Origin of the sequence: Pseudomonas sp. Pseu.R1 (assembly GCF_045764065.1) — a bacterium.
Taxonomy (GTDB): domain Bacteria; phylum Pseudomonadota; class Gammaproteobacteria; order Pseudomonadales; family Pseudomonadaceae; genus Aquipseudomonas.
The window spans coordinates 1,437,474-1,455,672 of the sequence record NZ_JBJGEE020000001.1 but is presented as its reverse complement, the minus strand read 5'-3'; the positions used below and the strand labels follow the sequence as shown (position 1 = coordinate 1,455,672).

The window sequence follows — 18,199 nt, the reverse complement described above, 5'->3', positions numbered from 1 at the left end:
AGGAGATGTCGCGACGCAGGGGCCGCTTTCCTTGCGTATCGGCGGCGCCGTGATGGACTTTACACGTTTTGAAATAACTACGATGAACGCCATCATTTAACGCGCTATTTGCGGATTTTGGATCCACGATCACTGCGCAATCATCACCCCAGTAATGGCTTTTGACCTGCAAGAGAAGGTCTCGGCAGGAATCGGTAAATCTGTGTATGAAGGTCGCTTTTTCCCGCAACCATCACCTAAGCTTTACCCCATCGCCGCCGATAACCCGGACAAGCGGCGTCTCGTCGCACCGCAAGTGGCCAAAGCTGGTATGAAATAGCTTGATGGCAAATTGATGTTGGCTATCATCTGCCCCGCCGAAACGGGCAGCATGGCTGACCCGTTTTGTAATTGCCCCTGGGCTGATTTTTTCTCCCGTGACAGGAATCTCGATGCTGGCGTGGAACCAAAAAACCTTTCTGATCGTCGATGATTTCTCCGATTTTCGTAGCTCGGTCAGGTCGATGCTGCGCGAGTTGGGCGTCAAGGAAGTAGACACCGCAGACAACGGCGAGCAGGCGATCAAGGCCTGCTCGCAGAAGCGTTACGACTTTATTCTTCACGACTTCAACCTGGGGGATGGCAAGAAGAACGGTCAGCAAGTTCTGGAAGACCTGATGACCGACCGGCTCATCAGCCACGAAAGCGTGTTCGTCATGGTCACCGCCGAAAACAGCCAGGCGATGGTCATGAGTGCGCTGGAATGGGAGCCTGACGCCTACCTGACCAAGCCGTTCAACCGCGCGAGTCTGGCCCAGCGCCTGGAAAAGATCGTGCAGCGCAAGACCCTGCTCAAACCGATTCTTCAGGCACTGGATCGCGGCAAGCCTGCTGAAGTGCTGGCCGCGTGCGTCAACCTGACCAAACAGGACCCACGTTTCGCGCCGTTGTGCCTGCGTTACAAGGCTGATGCACTGCGAGATCTTAATCAGTTCGAACCGCTGGAAGCCTTTCTCAAATCGATTCTCGCCGACCGTCCACAGCCGTGGGCCTATTCGGCGTTGGGCAAGCTGTTGCTCAAGCGTGGGCGTAATGCCGAAGCGCAAACCGTTTATGAAGACGCGATTCGTGCCTTTAACACCATGCCCGTGTTGTTCGACGGCCTGGCCGATGTGCTGATCGCCAGCGGCGACAGCCGCCGTGCGCAGAAAATGCTGGAAGAGGCGGTGCGTCTATCGCCCTACGCGGTGCGTCGCCAGCGGCTGCTGGGCAAACTGGCGCTGGAAAATCAGGACTTCGACAGTGCCTCCAAAGCCTATCGTCAGGCGGTGTCGCAAGGTCAGTTCTCTCGCTTCAAGGACCCGGAAACCAATCTGGGGTTGGCGCAGGCGTTGATCAGCAAGGGCGGCGATCGCGGTCTGGATGCGCGCGCCCGTGTCGAGATCAACCAGACCTTGGGTGAGGTTGCCAAGGAATATACGGACGACGCGGGGCTTCAGGTCCGTGCACGCCTGATGAAAGCCACCAGTGTCGCCAGTTCCGACCCGGAAATGGCCGCCAAACTCACCGAGCAGGCCATGGCCCGGCTGGAGGGCATGGAACAGTTTCTCAGCGCCGATGCCGCGCTCGCGGTGGCGTCGCAGCTCAAACAGTTGGGGCAGGAATCAGCGGGCGCGGGCATTCTGAAAAGCTGCGCAGAGATTTACGGCGACGACCCGGTGGTCATGCAGAGCATCGCCAAACAGACCGACGACCCGGAAATCCTCAGTGCAGGCAAGGCGGCCATCGACCTGAACATGCAAGGCATTCGCAGTTATCGCGCAGGCAAACTGGGCGAGGCTCAGGACCTGTTCCGTCAGGGCCTGGCATTGCAACCGAAGAACATCAGTATCGCGCTGAACATGGCGCAATCGCTGTTGCACATGGGCGTGCAGAACCTCGACGCGGCGAGCCTGCAAGAGTGCCAGAACAGCCTGAAAATGGTGGGCAAAATGCCTGAGACCGATCCTCGGTACGAGCGTTATCAGAAATTGCGGCTCAAGGCGTTCGGCGGATGACGGATCAGGAACAGGGGCTGGATTTCTCAATGGTGATCGCCTCCACCGTCCACGACATGAAAAACTCGCTGGCCTCGCTGATTCAGGCCCATGGTCAATGGGTCAGGCAATTGCCAGAGGCCCAGCGTGGCACGGCAGAACAGGGCGTGATCGACTACGAATTCGCGCACCTGAACGGCATGCTGGTGCAGTTGCTGGGGCTGTACAAACTGGGCGTGAATCAACTGCCGCTGCGCCCGGACTACCACGAATTGGACGATTTCATCGAAGCGCAACTGGCGTTCCATGAGGAAGTGCTCGCCAGCCGTGGCATCGTGGCGCGTTACGAGGTGGAAGACTTCGGTCTGCCTGGTTTCTTCGACCGCGAGCTGATTGGCTCGGTGGTGTCGAACGTATTGATCAACGCCATTCGCTATGCGCGCAAGGACGTGTTGATTTCGGCGGGGCAGGTGGGTGAGCAGTTGGTGATCAGCATCAACGACGACGGCCCGGGCTTTCCCGAGCACATGATCGAGCGCCAGACCGACTACGTGCTGGGCATCAACCAGAGCAGTGGCAGCACCGGGCTGGGGTTGTATTTCGCAGCGAACATTGCTCGGCAGCATCAGCGCAAGGGCGTGCACGGCCATATCGAAATCGCCAATGGTGGAGAGTTGGGCGGCGGGTTGTTCAAGGTTTATTTGCCGTGATTGGGCGCGGTAGTACCGGGACTTGGTAATACGATCGCTGTGGGAGCCGGCTTGGTGCGGGCGGCGTTCCGACGAAAGCAGTTGATCAGCCAACATAGAATTTCCCACAGATCTGATTCCGGTGGCCGATCAGCCTTCACTTCGCATCCGCCACCTTCATTTTCGGTGGGAACCACCCGCCGCCAAGCGCCTTGTACAGTGTGACTTGATTGACCTCCCGCGCCAGTTCCAGATTCAGCCATTCCTGCTGCGCCGCAAACAGTGAGCGTTGGGCGTCCATGGTCGAGAAATAACTGTCCAGCCCGGCCTCGAAACGCAGGCGCGACTGGCGCCAGGCTTCTTGATAATCCTCAACCAGACGCTGCTGCGCCGCCACCTGCCCGAGCATTTCCTGTCGCGCGTTCAGGGCGTCGGCGGCCTCTCGAAAGGCATTCTGAATCGTGCCTTCATAGGCAGCGGTGCGTGCGTCATAGCGGGCGTGGGCGGCGTCCACCACGGCCCGTCGCTGGCCGCCGTCGATCAGGGTCATCGAGCCTGCCGCCGCCAGTTGCCAGAACTCGGCAGGCCCGGTCAGCAGTTTTGAAAAGTCCCCGCTGAGGCTGCCCAAGGCGCCGGTCAACGACAAGGTTGGAAAATACGCGCTGCGGGCCGCCCCGATGTCGGCATTGGCGGCGCGCAACGAGGCTTCGGCGGCCATGATGTCCGGGCGTCGCTGAATCAGGCTCGATGGCAAACCGGCAGGCACGTCAGCGGTGGCCAGGGTCTTGCCCAGATCACCGACGGGCAGTAAATGATCCGGGATCGGCTGGCCCACCAATACGCGCAAGGCGTTGAGGTTCTGCGCGACTTTCATGCGGTAGGTGTTGAGTTGCACGGCGGCGGTGTTGGTCATGGCATCGCCCTGATGCACATCGATGCGCGCCGTTGAGCCTGCGTTATAGCTGCTGCGCAGTAACTCTCCGTAGTGCTTTTGGGCCTCGAAGGTGCTTTGAGCCAGGTTGAGCAGGGTCTGGTTGGCCTTCAGTGTCAGCCAGGTGCTGGCCACTTCACCGATCAGGCCCAGGCGTGCGGTCTGGTAGTCCGCTTCGCTGGCTTCGAAGCGCGCATCGGCGGCATTGCGCTGGCTACGCAGGCGCCCGAACAGGTCTAGTTCGTACGAGGTAAAACCGGCAGTGGCCTGAAAGGTGTTGTCGATACTCCCCGAGCTGACGCCCCCGCCTTGTGTGCGCACCAGTGGCGGGATGTTGCTGCGCCCGGCGTAGGTGTTGACGCCGATGGAGGGGAAGAGCGAGGCGCGAGCACCGTCGGATCCGGCGCGGGACTCCTCAACCGACGCCGCGTATTGGCGCAGGCCGCGATTGTTTTCAAGGGCCAGATCGATGACCTGACGCAGACGAGGATCGGTGATGAAGGTGTGCCAGTCTTCTTGAAACGCCTGCTTCGATTCGCTGGCGCTACCGCCTTGGGTGTTGCTTGGCCATTGTTGGTCGATGGGGGTGTCAGGGCGTTCGTAGGTGGGTTCCAGCGAGCAGCCGGTGAGCAGGAGGAAGGTGAGGCAGGTGAGGGGCAATGGGCTGTTCATCGGCGTGTTCTCGTATGCATGACATACCTGCAATCTCAACGTGTGGCGTAGCGTTCGGCATTGCACTGAGCCCCTGTGGGAGCGAATCCATTCGCGATGCGGAGTGTCAGGCCAAGGTGTTGTTTAGTGTGCTGACGCCATCGCGAATGAATTCGCTCCCACAGGGGATCATCAGTGATCCGAAAAACGGTGACCCAGAATCTCTACAACCGCATCCCGAACAACGCCCGCAATGGCGCCAGCAGCAGCGACCAAAGATCGCCCCTTGGTGCCGACATCCTGGGTGCGGGCCCGTCGGGCAGGCGCATGTTTACAGTCTTGAAGCTGGGCATGGGCCTGCGCTGTTTGCGTTGCTGACGTCCGCGACGAGCGCGCAGTGACGCAGGTGGGCGTTTCTCACCAATCAACGAGCGCCGCAACAAGCTGCTGAACGCCACGGACGGCTGTGCCCTGCCCGCAACGTTAGTGTTGGCGTCGCTGAACAGGCGACCAACCAAGCGCTGGCGCAGCTTTTCATCCAGATCGACGAATTGCAGGCCCAAGCGCCCGTCCCCGGTCTGGCGTTTGACCTCCACCGGTACGCGCCCCACCTTGTTGACCCACACCGTGCCGCGTAGCCCCGGCCGGATCCGCGCCGCATGCTCACAGGCAAATGAAGCGCCGCTGATGGAAATGTCGGTCAGCTTCCCGGCGAACATCCGCCCGGCCAGGTGCAGCCCTGCCGGTTTGACGAACGGAAAGCGCTCCTCGCCATGCAGCCGTGGCCGGTCGACGCAGGCCACCAGCGTCGCCACGTTGTAGACCAGCGCCACCACCGTCCAGCACAGGTTGAACTGCACGTTGCCATCGAAGGTATCCGCCGTGGCAATCGCCGTGAACGCGCCGATCTGGGCAAACAGCGTGAGAAAGAAAAAGAACCCGAACAGCTTCCAGTGGACCATCGCTTTAGTGCGGTCCAGCCCCTTGGCCGTGACTTTGAAGGGCCGCCCGAAAGGGCGAATCATCGCGCTGACGATGGTTGCCGTGACCGCGAGCGACGCGACGATCTGCGTGACCTCGGTGAAAATGGGCAGGGTTCGTCGATCGGTCACCCAGGTGCCGTACCCCCAGAAGGCGATCAGTGCGGGCATGCCGAAGGCCAGAAAGTCCATCGGTTTGGCGTAGAACCCTGCGATGCCGAAGTACCAGTAGAGCATCGGCGAAATCAGCATCATCAAAATGAACGGCTTGGAAAACCAGTGCAGCATGCCGTGGATGTAATGCAGGCGATCGTTGAGCGTGTAGCCGCGCCCGCGCAACGGACCCTCTTCCAGTAACGCCACCTGAATCGTGCCCAGGCACCAGCGTCCTCGCTGGTTGATGTACTCGGTCAGGCCCTCGGCGGACAGGCCTATCGACAGCCGCTCATTGAGCCAACGAGTGACATAGCCGCGTTGCAACAGGCGGTAGGTGGTGTAGATGTCCTCGCAGACAGAGCCTGTGGGAAAACCGCCGATTTCGTTGATCCGGTCGCGTCGTACTACGAAGGACGTGCCCACGCAGAAAGCAGCATCCCAGCCATCCTTGGCCGGTTGGAAAACGTCGAAGAACACCCGCTGTTCGTCCACCCAACAGGTCGACGAGCCGAGGTTGTGCTGGATCGGGTCCGGGTTGTAGTAGAACTGCGGGGTCTGTACCAGTGCGACTTTCGGGTCTTCGAACAGCCCCAAGGTGCGCATCAGAATGGGCTGCTGCGGCGCGAAGTCGGCGTCCAGCACCAGAATGTAGGGCGCGTTGGTCGAGGCTTCGGACTGGCGCAGGCCGTTGTTCAGGTTGCCCGCCTTGGCGTGGCTGTTGTCCGGGCGTCGCGCGTAGTACACGCCCATCAGCGCGCAGTAATCGCGTAGCCAGTCGCGGCGGGTGTCATCCAGCACCCAGACGTTGAAGTTGGGGTAATCCATGGCCTTGGCCGCGATGATGGTTTTCTCCAGCACATCGAGGCCTTCGTTGTAGGTGCAGATGAACACGTCCACAGCGGGTACGTGCCGACCTGCGCTGCGCAACCGATTTTCTCCGGCGTCGGCGGTGGCCGTGTGATCGCTGCGCATCAACATGACGACAATGGACACCAGCGTGTAGGTAATCGCCAGCAATTCGAAGAACAGGAAGGTGTAGGACCATAGTGTGGCGAACCCCGAGTGAATGTCCGGCAACGTTTCCCGCACCCGCCAGACCACGTAATTGATCAGCAGTAGGCCGGTCATGATTCCGAACACCGCACGGGCGGGCCATTGGTCGCGGTGGGTCAGGCTGGCGAACAGCAGCACCATGGCCAGCGTGCCCAGATTCAGTTGCCACAGTTGCAGCGAATCCAGTGCGTGCATGATCAGTTCGCCTCCTGAGCGCCCGTGAATGGGTTGACGCCGCTGGCCGCGATGGCTGCCCATGCCGTGGCGCCCAGATGGGGCAGGTGGTAGTAGAAAAAGTCGTTGCTGGTGGAGTCCGGACCGATGGCAAGGCCCGTGCTGATTTGCGCTTGCGGGGTCGCGAACAGCCAGCCGTCGGCGGATCGCTGGGCCATCAATACCGGCCACAGCGGTTTGGCCTTGTCAGTGGCGCCGGTCAACTGTGCAACGGCGGCAGCTTGTGCGGTGCCTTCGGTCCACAGGCCATCGGGATCGCGACTGAAGCCATAGCCCGCGCCAAAGCGATGGGCCTGATCGATGAAGGTGAACACCCGCGCCCAGTCGGCGGGCGGGTTGCTCACCGCGATCAACGGCCAGATCTGCGCATCGAGGCCTGAGCGCTGGTGCTCGGCGGTGCGGCCATCGGACAGGGTGCCGATCAGAAAGCGGCCTTCGGTGGCGACCCATTGGCTGTCAACGAAATCCCTCGCGATCTGCGCCTGCGCGGCGCTGTCGGCACTGGCGTTGATGCGGTCCAGCGCCGCCCACGCAGCGGCGAGGTCGACGTTGTGTTCGGTGGATTTCCAGCCCTGGCGCAAGGGGTTGGGCGGGTAGCCGTAAAAGCCGCCGATGAAGCCCGCTGGCGACTGGCTGTCGTAGGTGTTGCGTTGCGTCCACAGCAGTACTCTTTCGGCGGCTTGCAGGTAGCGCGGGGCTTGGGTCTGACGGAACGCTTCGAGCAACGCCAGCGCAGCCCAGGCCTGGTTGCCGGTGGCGCTGCTCACTTGATAGGCGTCCTGATTCCAGGCATTGCGTTCCTGACTCCAATAGCCGGGCAGCAGAATCGGGCCATGGGGTTTGACCGGTCCCGCCGCGTATGCGTTACGCAGGCGTCCGTCGTGATAGTCGGGGTCATTGTCCGTCGCGTAGGCCAGTGCGTCGGCGATACGGCTGGCTGACAGCGCTTTGCCGCAGCCAAACAGGGCGATGCTGGCCAGTGCGTTGTCGTAGGTGAACGCCACACCGCGCAAGGCGATGATCGCCGGAGGATGGCCTTCGAACGCCGGGTAACTGGCCAGCAAAACCGGGCCGTCGGCGAGGGATTGCACGGCGCGGTCGAGGGCGGCGCAGGTCACCTGCTCCAGTTGCGGGCGGCTCTGTTCGGCGTGAGCTGGGGTGATGAAAAGCATCGACAGCAGTGGCCCGGACAGCATCCCGATTCGGGCGAGAGCAGCACGTCTCATCGCGACACCTCGACGGTTACCCAGTTGCCGGGATTGCAGGTACGCGCTCGCTCGTTTTCCGACAGGTCGTCATCAAACGCACCGACGACGTACACCGAATTCTGCTCGGCGAAGGGGAAGGGCACGCTGTAATTCGACGATAGCGTGTCGCTGGGTTTGGACAGTAATTGTGTCACGTGGGCCCGAAGCGGCTGGTTCAAGCCTGCGACGTCCACGGTCAGCACGGTGTCGCGCGTGATCTTGCTGGCCATGCGTTCCGGAAACACGGCAATGACGTTGCTTTGATTGCAATGGGTGGCCCTCACCAGCGTCGAGCCTGCGCGTACCAGCGTGCCTTCGGGGGCGACCAGTTCCTGTACGGTGCCGGGGGCGTAGGCGATCACGTTGTAGGCGGCCATGAGGCTGACCCGATTCTGCTCGGTCTCGATCAGGCGATTGAGGTTGTCCAGTTCTTCCTGTTGCGTCGCCTGATGCTTGGCCTGATTGGCCAAGCTCAGTTGCAGCGTGGTCATCTGAGTCTGCAGGTCGTAAAGGCGCAACTGATCGGGGTCGAGGTACACCTGCTCGCTGGCCGCCGAGGCATCGCCGCTGTTGATGCGCAACTGCGAGCGAACCGACTCCGCCGCCCCTTGCAACGACGCCAGTTGAGCCTTGGAGGAGGCGACTGTCGCCTCGCTCACCGCGCCTTGCCGGAACAGCTCTAGATTGCGCGCCACCGTTGATTGGGCGTCCTGTAGCCGAGCATCTGCGGCCGCGCTTTCCGCCCTCAAGGCCCGCTGTGTGAACTGTTGCCGGGTGCGATAGGCCTTCTGGTATTGCTGGCTGGTTTTCTCCAGCGCGTCGTAGAACTGTTGGTCGTGTTCTGCCTGGCCTTTGAGCGAGGCGAGTTGCTGTTCCAGCGTCAGGCGCCGGGTTTGCAGGGTCAGCAAGGTTTCCTGATTGGCCCGAGGGTTTTCGATGGTGGCGATGGTCTGGCCTTTCTCGAAGCCTTCGCCGGGCTTGATCGTCAGCGAACTGACCACGCCATCGATGGGGGTGGTCAGCAGAATCACCGGCGCATTGAGGATCGCCCGCGTAGCGGTGGACGACATCAGCGGCATGAACAAGGTGGAAAACAGCAGCCAGACGATGAAAAACAGCACGCTGAAACCCACGAGACGGGGAAGCAGCGACAGCGTGAAGAATTGCGGTTTGGCGGGCACGCCCGACGTCATCGCAATCGGTTCGACCGATAGGTTGGTCATCTCCAGCACCTCAAGGCCAAGCGTGTAGAAATCGGTTCGCAACCACGCGCACAGGCGTCATGAGTGCTTCAGTTAGACGACAGCTAAACCAGGGCATACGAAAACCTCGCCCGTTCAAAGGCGATGTACGACGTTCTTGAGTGAGGCGCAGGACTGAGAAGGCTGGGCAACGTCCCGTCTTGTTGAAATACAGCAGCAGTGATCCAGGCAGGAAAAAACGATCACAGGTCTACGCTAGGCGCCAAGCCTTTTAGTGTCAATGACCTGCGAGCGCTGAGAGATTGGCGTCGGTTAATCGACACGGGATTTTGACGCGATGAGTGGTCGGCACTTCAGGGAACGAAAACTAACCTGTTCATTTTTCAGCGTTTTTGCAGAGCGATTGGCGGCTGCAGCGACTGGCTATCAAGCGTTTTAAGGTTAATTGGCCTCGTGTTAAGCAGAAAATAATATAAGCACCCGGTCCGTTATTGCGCTTCTCCGCGCTTGGTCACCGGTTCAGAGACCAGCCTCGAAACAGGAACGTCATTGAGCACGACGGTGTAGTTCAACTGGCCAATGGGCTGCGGCAGGTCGCTGTCCAGGTATTCATGGGAGGAGTCGGTGAGTTTGGCGATCAACTGACCCGAGCGGTAGATGCGCAATGGCTGTTTGCTGCCTTCGTTGACCCGCCATTGCAACAGGACGCTGCGGTTGGCGCTGTTCAGCGTGGCCGTGAGTTGCCGCACGCCGAGCGGGCCGATCAGGGGCACACCATCAATGCCATAACGATCGATGTCGCTGTTGATACCCATGTGGGCAAGAATGGTGGGCGTAATGTCGGCCACACTGGCGACGCCGTACAAGCCGTCCAGCCCCGGCGCGATGGGGTCGGGAACGGGCTGTGCCAGTTCGGCGTTGGCGGGCTTGTTGAGGGCGATGAAGGTGGTCTTTTCGCTGCGGCTTTGCTCGCCGTGGTCGAAGCCGTCCGGTGGGCGTCTGCCGTGGTCGGTGGTCAGGATCACCAGCCAGTCTTCTTCAGGATTTTCCTTCTCTCGCTGACCCAGCGCGGCGAGTATCTGCGCGACTTGCTGATCCGAGTGGACGATCGCGTCCTGATAATGCGGCCCGAAACCGTTCTCGTGCCCGGCGCTGTCGGGTTGGTCGAGGTGCACAAAAATGAAATCGAAATTGCCGGTGCGCAGTTCCTGAACGGTGCGGTCAGTGGCGCACTGATCATCACCGCCGCACTTGACCCCCAGTTCGATGAAACCGGCGCTGATGTCGTCGACGAAGTTGTCGTTGATGGGGTTCCAGCTGACGATGCTCGCGCTGTGGCGAGTCGGCGAGGACAGGCTGATCAGCTTGAACAGGCTGTCCGTTTTGTTGCGCAGGCTGCTGTCATTGCTGGAGATGCGATGACGGTTGGCCCAGGCGCCGGTCAGCACCGTGGCCCAGCCAGGGCCGCTGAGGGTGGGTTGTTGCGTCGAACTGCCGACGATCCCGCCTGTGTAACTCATCGCCGGATGGAACTGGCCGATCACCGGAGCTTTGCCCGCCTCGATGGCGTGTTTGAGTTGTTCGTATTGCACGCCGTCGATGCCGATCAGCAAGGCTTTGTGCCGGTGAAAATCGACGTCATTGCCCATCAGCATGTTTTTGAGCAGCAGCGCGGCCAACAGCCCCAAAAGCAAGCCTATGCCGCACAGCCTGGCGATCGGATACATGTTGAGCCTCATTTTTTGCACTGAGGTCGCGAGCAATAAGGCATGGATAGGCGACGGGTCCGTGTCGATTGAAGATCGGGATCTATTGGTTATAGCGGAGATTTGGCGAGGTGGGAGGGCGGCAGCACTCTCCCCTGTAGGCGTGAGCTTGCTCACGATTAGGGATTGGCCGTCACGGAGGCAGTGACTGACCCTATGCCATCGTGAGCAAGCTCACGCCCACAAGTAATGTGTCGAGCGGCTACAAACCTTTCCCCAACACCACATTCAACGCATTGCGCGCATCGTCCAGCTGCACCAGCGTCGCATGATGGGCGCCGAGAGCGTCGCGGTTTTCGATAGCGGTGAGAATCGCCTTGTGTCGGGGCAGCGCCAGTTCGTGCAGGTTCGGCCGCTGATTGGAGTGTTTCAACGCCTCACGCAGTGCCAGCGACAGCATGTTGCACAGGTGCGCGAGCAGGTCATTGTGGGTGGCGTCGGCGATGCGGCTGTGGAAATCCAGGTCGGGTTGCAGCACGTCTTCAACGGTCGGCGCAGCGGCCATGCGATCGTAGGCCTCGCCAATGGCGGCGACTTCATCCGGGGTGGCGTGCTGAGCGGCGAGGGCAGCGGCAGCGGGTTCGATGATGCTGCGCACGCTGGTGAGCAGGGCGAAGAACTCGTTTTGCGGCGAGCTTTGCATCAGCCAGTGCAGCACGTCAGGGTCCAGGATGTGCCATTCGCGGCGCGGCTTGACCACGGTGCCGACGCGAGGACGCGAATACACCAGCCCCTTGGCCACCAACACCCGCGTCGCCTCGCGAAGAACCGGGCGACTGACCGCGTATTCCTCACACAACAGTGCTTCGGCGGGGAGCTTGTCGTCAGGCTTGAAGCGGCCTGAGACGATCTGCATGCCGATGTCCTGAACGATGCGCGAATGCATGCTTTTGCGGTCTGAGGGCTTACGGTAATCCATGGGGCGCGAGGCAATCCTGAGCGATGAGTGCGGCGCATCATAGCAAGTTACGGTGAGGGTGCGTTTGCGTGATAGCGGTGATCGTTCCCACGCTCTGCGTGGGAACGATCATTATCGGGCAGGTGATCAATGCGAATGCCGCGGCACTTCCGATCCGCGTGTGCCTACCAGGAAGTCGAAATCACAACCCTGATCGGCCTGCATCACATGGTCGATGTACAACTGGCGATAGCCACCGATCAGCGTGTTCTGCGGCGCTTGCCAGTCGGCCAGACGAGCGTCGAGCTCTTCCTGCGGAATGTCCAAATGCAGTCGGCCAGTTGCGCAGTCCAGTTCGATCCAGTCGCCTTCCCGCACCACCGCCAATGGACCGCCCGCTGCGGCTTCCGGCGCGACATGCAAGACCACGGTGCCGTACGCCGTGCCGCTCATGCGCGCGTCCGAAATCCGCACCATGTCTGTCACGCCTTGAGCCAGCAGCTTGGCAGGCAGGCCCATGTTGCCCACTTCGGCCATGCCCGGATATCCCTTCGGCCCGCAGTTCTTCATCACCAGAATGCTGTTGGCATCCACGTCCAGATCCGGGTCGTTGATTCGCTCTTTATAAATATCGAAGTTGTCGAACACCACCGCACGCCCGCGATGCTGCATCAGCGCAGGCGTTGCAGCGGACGGCTTCAGCACCGCGCCCAGCGGTGCGAGGTTACCGCGCAGCACGCAGATACCACCGTCGGCCACCAGTGGATTGTCGATGGCGCGGATGACTTCGTCGTCACCGTAGATCGGCGAGTTCTGCACGTTTTCCCACAGGGTTTTGCCGTTTACGGTCAGGGCTTCGGGGTTGGGAATCAGGTTGTTCTCACCCAAGCGACGCAGTACGGCAGGCAAGCCACCGGAGTAATAGAACTCCTCCATCAGGAAGCGCCCCGACGGTTGCAGGTCGACGAGGGTCGGCGTGCCGCGCCCGATGCGGGTCCAATCGTCCAGTTCCAGGTCGACGCCGATGCGCCCGGCAATGGCCTTCAAATGGATCACCGCGTTAGTCGAACCACCGATGGCGGCGTTCACGCGGATGGCGTTTTCGAAGGCTTGTTTGGTGAGGATCTTCGACAGGCGCAGGTCTTCGTTGACCATTTGCACGGCGCGCATGCCGGACATGTGGGCCAACACGTAACGGCGCGAATCCACGGCGGGAATGGCGGCGTTGTGCGGCAGCGAAGTGCCCAGCGCTTCAGCCATGCAGGCCATGGTCGAGGCGGTGCCCATGGTGTTACAGGTGCCCGCCGAGCGCGACATGCCCGCTTCGGCAGAGAGGAATTCGTCGAGGCTGATCTGGCCTGCCTTATAGGACTCGTGCATCTGCCAGACGATGGTCCCGGCGCCGATGTCCTTGCCTTTGTGCTTGCCGTTGAGCATCGGACCGCCGGTCACGACGATGGCCGGTACGTCACAGCTTGCCGCGCCCATCAGCAGGGCGGGGGTGGTTTTGTCGCAACCGGTCAGCAGGACCACGCCGTCGATGGGGTTGCCGCGAATCGCTTCTTCCACGTCCATGCTGGCCAAGTTACGCGTCAGCATGGCGGTCGGACGCAGGTTCGATTCGCCATTGGAGAAAACAGGGAATTCCACGGGGAAACCACCGGCTTCGATGACACCACGTTTGACGTGCTCGGCGATGGTGCGGAAATGGGCGTTGCACGGGGTCAGCTCGGACCAGGTGTTGCAAATGCCGATGATGGGCTTGCCCTGGAATTGATGGTCGGCGATGCCCTGGTTCTTCATCCAGCTGCGGTACATGAAGCCGTTCTTGTCAGCGGTCCCGAACCATTGGGCTGAACGCAGGACAGGTTTTTTGTTGGACTGGGAATCAGACATAAATCAGCACTCTTATTGTAAGACTTAATTTTTATCGTGCTGACTAAAATAGGCCTAAAAACGCTTGGTGTGAAGTGTTGAAACGTTAAATAGTAATACTATATAGTCGTCTACCATCGAGGGACGACCCTGCCAGCCGCGCATTGCTATTCACCGGCACACACGAAGTCAGAGGCGATCCCCGAGCCTTCCATAACAAAAACAACGTGGAGACCGCTTGCATGAGCCAGGAACTCAGGCTTATTCGCCGCATCACCTTGAAACTCATCCCGTTTCTGATCCTGCTGTACCTGATCGCGTACGTGGACCGCTCCGCCGTGGGCTTCGCCAAACTGCACATGGGCGCAGACGTCGGCATTGGCGACGCGGCCTACGGTCTGGGCGCGGGGCTGTTCTTCATTGGCTACTTTCTGCTGGAAATCCCCAGCAACCTGATGCTCGAACGCTTCGGCGCGCGGCGCTGGTTCGCGCGGATCATGATCACGTGGGGCGCGATCACCATGGGCATGGCCTTCATTCAAGGCCCGACCAGTTTCTATGTGATGCGCTTTCTGCTCGGCGCGGCCGAAGCGGGGTTCTTTCCCGGCGTCCTTTACTACATCACCCAATGGTTCCCGGTGCGCCATCGCGGCAAGATCCTGGGTCTGTTCATCCTCTCGCAACCCATCGCCATGATGATCACAGGTCCCATTTCCGGTGGCCTGTTGGGCATGGAAGGCATCGGCGGCCTGCACGGCTGGCAGTGGCTGTTCCTGTGCATCGGCGCGCCTGCGATCCTGCTGACCTGGCCAGTATTGCGCTGGCTGCCCGATGGCCCGAAAGACGTGAAATGGATGGACCCCGTCGAGAAGGACTGGCTGGCCGGTGAGCTGCAACGCGACTTGGCAGAGTACGGTCAGACCCGCCATGGCAACCCGCTGCATGCCTTGAAAGACTCGCGGGTTTTGCTGCTGGCGCTGTTCTATCTTCCGGTGACCCTGAGCATTTACGGCCTGGGCCTGTGGTTGCCGACCTTGATCAAACAGTTTGGCGGCAGCGATCTGGTGACCGGCTTCGTTTCCGCCGTGCCTTATATCTTCGGCATCGTCGGCCTGTTGATCGTGCCGCGCAGTTCCGACCGCCTGAATGACCGTTACGGCCACCTGGCTTTCCTTTATGTGATCGGCGCGTTGGGCCTGTTCTTCAGCGCCTTCCTGAATGCCCCGGTGTTGCAACTGGCGGCGCTGTGCCTGGTGGCATTCTCGCTGTTTTCCTGCACCGCGATTTTCTGGACGCTGCCGGGCCGCTTCTTCGCCGGGGCCAGTGCTGCTGCGGGCATCGCGCTGATCAACTCGGTGGGCAACCTGGGCGGCTACATTGGGCCGTTCGTCATCGGCTGGCTGAAGGAAATCACCGGCAATCTGGCTACCGGTCTGTACTTCCTCGCGGGCGTGATGGTGTTTGGGTTGATTTTGACCGGCGTGGTGTACCGCGTGTTGGAGCGCAAGCACGTATTGCCGGAAAGCGAATTTTCGTCCAGCGCCCGTTCGCGGTAACCGTGGTCCGCGCGTTGTAGGAGCGTGGCATAGCTCATAAAGAGGAGTCTTCACATGCATTTGGTTCAATTCGAATTGGGTAACGGCCAGCGTCGTGTCGGTCTGGTCGACGGTGCGCTGGTGCGGGAAATTCAGGGCGCGACCAGCACCCGCGAGCTGGCGCTGACGGCCATCGACAAAAAGATTTCCCTGGCCGAACAGGTCGACAGCCTGGGCCTTGGCGACAGCCACGATTACTCGCAACTGCGCGCTGACCTACGCATCCTGCCGCCGCTTGACCACCCGGACCCGGCGCACCTGCTGGTCAGCGGCACCGGTTTGACCCATCTGGGCAGTGCTTCCGCACGCGACAAGATGCACCAGCACGGCACTGACGAAGCAGCCATGACCGACACCATGCGCATCTTCAAATGGGGCATCGAAGGCGGCAAACCGACAGCGGGGCAAGCGGGGGTGCAGCCGGAGTGGTTCTACAAGGGCGACGGCAGCATTGTCGTGCGCCCGGGGGAGGCCTTCCCGCAACCGCCGTTCTCAGAAGACGCTGGTGAAGAACCCGAACTGAGCGGCCTCTACGTGATCGGCAACGACGGCAAACCGTATCGACTGGGCTTCGCCATCGGCAACGAATTTTCCGACCACGTCATGGAGCGCAAAAACTACCTCTACCTCGCCCATTCGAAACTGCGCGCCTGTTCGTTCGGCCCTGAGCTGCGCGTGGGCGATCTGCCGCAACATCTGGCGGGCACCAGTCGCATCCTGCGCGACGGCCAAGTGCTGTGGGAGAAGGAGTTCCTCAGCGGCGAGGCCAACATGTGCCACAGTCTGGAAAACCTCGAATACCACCACTTCAAATACCGCCAGTTCCTGCGTCCGGGGGACGTGCACGTGCATTTCTTCGGCACCGCGACGCTGTCCTTCGCGGATGGCATCAAGACCCAGCCGGGGGATCATTTCGAAATCAGCCAGAGCGAGTTCGGTGCCCCGCTGGTGAATGGCATTGCGGCGACCGAAGCGGTGTTTGAGCCGGGTGGGATTACCCAGCTTTAACACGTATGCGCGGGACCTGTGGGAGCCGACTTGCTGGCGAATGCGGCCGGCCCGTCGCGTTGACGGTGCCTGACACACCGCCTTCGCCAGCAAGCCGGCTCCCACAAAGTTCAGCGTCGAACTGGAGATTTGGATTCGGCGTAATCCTTGTGGGAGCCGCCTTGGTGGCGAAAGCGGTTGGCCAATCAACACGGAATCTCCCACAGACCGCCGTTTGCCTGACAACCTTGCATCGCAGGACCTGACCTATGTCTAAGATTCTTGGCCACAACTTCATCAACGGCACCCGCAGCGCTGCGGGCACCATCATCGTCTACAGCGTCGACGCCAGCACCGGCGAAAACCTGCCCTACGACTTCTATCAAGCGACGGTGGAGGAGGTGGACGCCGCCGCCAAAGCCGCCGCTGCTGCCTATCCGGCCTATCGCTCGCTGAGCGCAGAAAAGCGTGCGCACTTCCTCGACGCCATCGCCGACGAAATCGACGCGCTGGACGACGATTTCATCGCCACCGTGTGCCGTGAAACCGCGCTGCCCACCGCGCGCATTCAAGGTGAACGGGGGCGGGTGACCGGGCAAATGCGCCTGTTCGCCAAGGTGCTGCGTCGGGGCGATTTCTACGGTGCGCGCATCGACTTGCCGCTGCCGGACCGCAAGCCCGCCCCACGCCCTGATTTGCGTCAATACCGCATCGGCCTCGGTCCGGTCGCGGTGTTCGGCGCCAGTAACTTTCCACTGGCATTTTCCACGGCAGGCGGCGACACCGCATCAGCGCTGGCCGCTGGATGTCCAGTCGTGTTCAAGGCCCACAGCGGCCACATGGCAACAGCGGAAATCGTTGCGGGCGCCTTGCTGCGCGCCGCCGAAAAGACCGGCATGCCCAAAGGCGTGTTCAACATGATTTACGGCAGTGGGGTTGGCGAATGGCTGGTCAAGCACCCGGCGATTCAGGCGGTTGGCTTCACCGGTTCGCTCAAGGGGGGCCGCGCGCTGTGCGACATGGCCGCCGCGCGTCCGCAACCGATCCCGGTGTTCGCGGAAATGTCGAGCATCAATCCGGTGATCGTTCTGCCCCAGGCGTTGGGCCTGCGCAGCGAACACATCGCCACGGAACTGGCCGCTTCCATCGTGCAGGGCTGCGGGCAGTTTTGCACCAACCCCGGCCTGGTGATCGGCTTGCGCTCGCCTGCGTTCAGCGACTTCCAAAAACGCCTTGCCGATCAGATCAACGATCAGCCGCCGCAAACCATGCTCAATGCAGGCACGCTGGGCAGCTACAGCCGGGGTCTGAAAGCGCTGCATGCCCACTCAGGTATCGAGCATCTGGCAGGCAGCGAACAGCAGGGCGATCAGGCCCATCCACAGTTGTTCAAGGCGGATGTCAGCCTGTTGCTCGAAGGGGATGAATTGTTGCAAGAGGAAGTCTTCGGCCCGACGTCTATCGTCGTCGAAGTGGCCGATCAGGCCCAGCTCACTGAGGCCTTGCTCGGTCTGCATGGCCAGCTCACCGCGACCTTGTTGGTGGACGGCGATGACTTGCAGCGCTTCAGTGAACTGACTGGGCTATTGGAGCAGAAGGTAGGGCGCATCCTCATCAATGGCTACCCGACGGGCGTGGAAGTGGTGGACTCGATGGTTCATGGCGGCCCGTACCCGGCGACCTCCGATGCTCGGGGTACGTCGGTCGGCACGCTTGCCATCGACCGCTATTTGCGCCCGGTGTGCTTCCAGAACTACCCTGACAACGCCTTGCCCGACGCCCTGAAAAACGCCAACCCGCTGGGGATTCAGCGGTTGGTGGATGGGGTGAATACCACCGCCGCCATCTAGCGCCGCTACATGATCGTTCCCACGCTCCGCGTGGGAATGCCGCTCAGGATGCTCCGTGTCCCGGTGACGC

12 protein-coding genes are annotated in these 18,199 nt (G+C 61.0%); 5 read left to right on the top strand and 7 right to left on the bottom strand.

Annotated features, from left to right (window positions below):
- Window positions 1–431 precede the first annotated feature (431 nt).
- Together ACI5GA_RS06815 and ACI5GA_RS06810 are read left to right on the top strand one after the other, a co-directional pair.
- Window positions 432–2,036 (top strand): response regulator, encoded by a 1,605-nt coding sequence (locus tag ACI5GA_RS06815; protein ID WP_421422305.1) that lies wholly within the window; start codon window positions 432–434, stop codon window positions 2,034–2,036.
- Window positions 2,033–2,725 carry a sensor histidine kinase gene (locus ACI5GA_RS06810; RefSeq protein ID WP_404631319.1) on the top strand — a complete coding sequence of 231 codons (693 nt, stop codon included), beginning with the start codon at window positions 2,033–2,035 and terminating at the stop codon, window positions 2,723–2,725. The genes ACI5GA_RS06815 and ACI5GA_RS06810 overlap by 4 nt, the downstream gene beginning before the upstream one ends.
- A gap of 136 nt (window positions 2,726–2,861) precedes the next feature.
- On the opposite strand, the gene ACI5GA_RS06805 is transcribed toward ACI5GA_RS06810, so the two are convergent.
- The 7 genes from ACI5GA_RS06805 to ACI5GA_RS06775 form a co-directional block, all read right to left on the bottom strand.
- A complete protein-coding gene (locus ACI5GA_RS06805; RefSeq protein WP_421422304.1) occupies window positions 2,862–4,307 on the bottom strand; it encodes an efflux transporter outer membrane subunit in 1,446 nt (481 codons plus the stop codon).
- A gap of 203 nt (window positions 4,308–4,510) precedes the next feature.
- Window positions 4,511–6,670, bottom strand: coding sequence for a glycosyltransferase family 2 protein (locus ACI5GA_RS06800; RefSeq protein WP_404631315.1), 2,160 nt, complete (start codon window positions 6,668–6,670; stop codon window positions 4,511–4,513).
- Window positions 6,671–6,672: 2 nt separating this feature from the next.
- Window positions 6,673–7,935 carry a hypothetical protein gene (locus ACI5GA_RS06795; protein WP_421422303.1) on the bottom strand — a complete coding sequence of 421 codons (1,263 nt, stop codon included), beginning with the start codon at window positions 7,933–7,935 and terminating at the stop codon, window positions 6,673–6,675.
- On the bottom strand, window positions 7,932–9,179 hold the full coding sequence (locus ACI5GA_RS06790; protein ID WP_404631311.1) for an HlyD family secretion protein: 1,248 nt from the start codon (window positions 9,177–9,179) through the stop codon (window positions 7,932–7,934). The genes ACI5GA_RS06795 and ACI5GA_RS06790 overlap by 4 nt, the downstream gene beginning before the upstream one ends.
- Window positions 9,180–9,646: 467 nt before the next feature.
- Complete coding sequence (locus ACI5GA_RS06785; RefSeq protein ID WP_421422302.1) at window positions 9,647–10,885, bottom strand: alkaline phosphatase family protein; 1,239 nt, start codon at window positions 10,883–10,885, stop codon at window positions 9,647–9,649.
- Window positions 10,886–11,126: 241 nt separating this feature from the next.
- The gene (locus ACI5GA_RS06780; protein ID WP_421422301.1) at window positions 11,127–11,843 is read right to left on the bottom strand and encodes a FadR/GntR family transcriptional regulator; all 717 of its coding nucleotides are present in this window, start codon (window positions 11,841–11,843) and stop codon (window positions 11,127–11,129) included.
- A gap of 126 nt (window positions 11,844–11,969) precedes the next feature.
- Window positions 11,970–13,718, bottom strand: a complete 1,749-nt coding sequence (locus ACI5GA_RS06775) for an IlvD/Edd family dehydratase (protein ID WP_404631305.1) — start codon at window positions 13,716–13,718, stop codon at window positions 11,970–11,972.
- A 221-nt stretch (window positions 13,719–13,939) separates the two neighbouring features.
- On the opposite strand from ACI5GA_RS06775, the gene ACI5GA_RS06770 reads away from it, so the two are divergent.
- The 3 genes from ACI5GA_RS06770 to ACI5GA_RS06760 all read left to right on the top strand — a co-directional run bounded on the left by ACI5GA_RS06770 (window position 13,940) and on the right by ACI5GA_RS06760 (window position 18,129).
- Window positions 13,940–15,253 carry an MFS transporter gene (locus ACI5GA_RS06770; RefSeq protein ID WP_421422300.1) on the top strand — a complete coding sequence of 438 codons (1,314 nt, stop codon included), beginning with the start codon at window positions 13,940–13,942 and terminating at the stop codon, window positions 15,251–15,253.
- Between the two features lie 54 nt (window positions 15,254–15,307).
- Window positions 15,308–16,300, top strand: a complete 993-nt coding sequence (gene araD1, locus ACI5GA_RS06765; RefSeq protein WP_421422299.1) for an AraD1 family protein — start codon at window positions 15,308–15,310, stop codon at window positions 16,298–16,300.
- Window positions 16,301–16,548: 248 nt separating this feature from the next.
- Window positions 16,549–18,129: an aldehyde dehydrogenase (NADP(+)) gene (locus ACI5GA_RS06760; RefSeq protein ID WP_421422298.1), complete on the top strand. Its 1,581-nt coding sequence runs from the start codon at window positions 16,549–16,551 to the stop codon at window positions 18,127–18,129.
- Window positions 18,130–18,199 lie beyond the last annotated feature (70 nt).